Source organism: Motilibacter deserti (genome assembly GCF_011250635.1).
Taxonomy (GTDB): Bacteria; Actinomycetota; Actinomycetes; order Motilibacterales; family Motilibacteraceae; genus Motilibacter_A; species Motilibacter_A deserti.
The window spans coordinates 1-2,411 of record NZ_JAANNP010000192.1; the positions used below are offsets into that span (position 1 = coordinate 1).

3 protein-coding genes are annotated in these 2,411 nt (G+C 73.2%); all 3 read right to left on the minus strand.

Translation table 11 applies throughout. From position 1 onward, the window contains the following. The coding region (locus G9H71_RS22230; protein WP_166284943.1) for a flagellar motor switch protein FliN at positions 1-520 on the minus strand (520 nt) is incomplete at its 3' end. Beyond that, positions 517-1,503, minus strand: a complete 987-nt coding sequence (locus tag G9H71_RS22235; RefSeq protein ID WP_166284944.1) for a flagellar motor switch protein FliM — start codon at positions 1,501-1,503, stop codon at positions 517-519. The genes G9H71_RS22230 and G9H71_RS22235, both read right to left, overlap by 4 nt. 361 nt (positions 1,504-1,864) lie before the next feature. Beyond that, positions 1,865-2,317, minus strand: coding sequence for a flagellar basal body-associated FliL family protein (locus G9H71_RS22240; protein WP_166284945.1), 453 nt, complete (start codon positions 2,315-2,317; stop codon positions 1,865-1,867). Positions 2,318-2,411: the final 94 nt, after the last annotated feature.

Here is a 2,411-nt window from a genome sequence, read left to right on the forward strand (position 1 = left end):
CCACGTCGCGCAGCAGGTCCAGGCCGCGGGCGGTGCGCGGGCCGGAGCCGGCCGTCCCGGCGCCCGCGCCGGACGGCGCGGCCGACAGGACCGCGGCGTACGTGGCCCGGACCTCGCCGTCGGCCAGCAGCGGGACGGCGACGGCCATCCCGGCGCCGGCGAGCGAGTCGAGCGCGACGTCGACCGGGAGCTCGCGGCCGCTCTCGACGACGACCTGGCCGAACGCGGCCCCGGCGGCGGTGAGCGCGGGCTGCACGGCGGCGGCGACGTCGAGCTCGCCCAGCGGGGAGCTGCGCAGCGCCTCCACGAGGTCGGCGCCGATGACCACGAGCGAGGAGCCGCGCACGCTGCCGGCCAGGCCGGCCACTACCGCGGTGGCCGCGTCGGCCGGGACCGGGGCCGCGGTGACGTCGAAGACGGGGGTCCCCGGCACGAGCAGGGCGGCGCTGGGCAGCGCGGAGGCGGCGGCCTCGGCGGCCGCCGCGACGGCCTCGAGCACCTCGGGGGCGACGGTGGTCATGCGGACTCCTGCGGGTTCTGGGGGTTCGAGTTCTCGGGTGCCTCGACGACGAGCACGGCGAGCCGCTTGCCCGCGGCGCCGGGCACCGCGTGGGCGAAGACGATGTCCGCGGCGGTCACCGACAGCGGGTCGTTGGTGTTGTGGCGCAGCGGCAGCACGTCACCGACCTGCAGGTTCACCAGGTCGCGCGGGCGGGCGGAGGTGCCGCCGAAGCGGACCGCGACGTCGACGGGCACGTCCTGCAGCCGCTCGCGGACGCGGCGCGCGGCCTCCTCGCGGGCGATGCGCTCGCGCTCGCCCGTCGTGTGGGCGTTGCTCGCGGCGTCCAGGGCGGCCAGCGTCGGGTTGAACGGCAGGCACATCGTGGCCACGGTCTCGACGGCGCCGACCTTCATGTCGAACGACGCGACGAGGACCATGTCGGAGGCGCTCGCCACCTGCGCGAACTGCGGGTTGTACTCGATCCCCGTGATCACGGGCTCGAGGCGCAGGACACCCTCGAAGGCGTAGCGCAGCTCGCCGAGGACGCGGTCGAGCAGGCCGCGCAGCAGCGTGCTCTCGATCTCGGACAGCGCGCGCTCGGGCTGGCTCTCCGCGCCGGGGCCGCCGAGCAGGTGGTCGACGCAGGCCATCGCGGTGCCGACGGAGAACTCCAGGACGCCGGCGCCGGGCAGCGGCTCCACGCTCAGCACGGCCATGTGCGTGGGGTTGGCCAGCTGGGAGACGTACTCGTCGTACGTCAGCTGGTCGATCGACACCAGGTTGACCTGCGCGACGGTCCGCAGGGTGGACGTCAACAGGGTGGTGTACTGCCGGGAGAACGTCTCGAACACGATCTGCAGCGTCCGGACGTGCTCGCGCGAGAGCTTCGTCGGGCGGCGGAAGTCGTACGCGACGGGGCCCGCCCCGCGCGAGCGGCGGCCGACCCGGCCGCGCCCGGAGGGCGCCTCGGGCCCGGCGTCGGGGGTGGCGGTCTCGTCCACCTCAGCTGGGGCTAGCGGCTGTCCTGCTGTCACGGAGGGCTCTTCGGCGTCGGGGGTCGTTGGCCTTAGCTCTAACGGGTGAACTTCTTGCTCCGGGCGTGTCGCGCCCGGCTTGTCCGCTTCGAGAGGTGTTTCCACCTCCCATGCTGTCAGGACCTCCGTTCCCCGCTGTCACGGGTTCCTCACCTCTCGTGATCAACGCGGGCCCGGGCGCCTGGATGGGACGACGAAGCCGCCGGGGCGTCGAGCGCCCCGGCGGCTGTCGGGAGTGGAGCGGCGAGCAGGCGCGGCCTTGGACCGGCGCGGACGGGCAGGGACAGGTCACGTCAGCTCTGGCCGGTCCCCGTGGGTCGGGGCCAGGTCACTGCATGACGAAGTTGGTGAACCAGACCTTCAGCACCATGTGGTGGTAGTCGTCCTCGTTCATGTGCTCGAGCAGCTCCGTGCGGAGCTTCTCCCGGTTCTTGGCCACGGAGAGCACCGACACCTCCTCGCCGCTGAAGAGCTTGATCGCCTCGTCCAGGGCCGCCGAGCCGTCCGGGTCGCCGTGGCCGCTGGCCTCGGCGGAGAACTGCAGGCTGAGCCCCAGCTTGAGGAAGTGCCCGTCGGCGAGGTTGATGTTGATCGGGTCGAGCGCCAGCGTGACGCCCGGCTCCGGCTCCTTGGCCTCGGCCGTGGCCGGCTTGGCGAGCACGAACTTGTAGACCCCGCCGAGCGCCAGCAGCGCGACGACGGCGATGATGATCAGCTTCTTCTTGCCGCCGCCCTTGGCCGGGGTGTCCTCGGCGGTCTCAGCGGCCTTGTCCTTGGCCATGGGTGCGTTCCTTCGCTTCCGTAGTGGTGGTGCGGGTGGTGCGGTCTGGTCAGTGCGAGCTGGAGCTGGTCGCGTGCGAGTCCGTGGACTCGGT

Coding starts and splice junctions, on each gene's coding strand:
- G9H71_RS22240 (WP_166284945.1), bottom strand. CDS start 2,317: ATGGCCAAGGACAAGGCCGCTGAGACCGCCGAGGACACCCCGGCCAAG.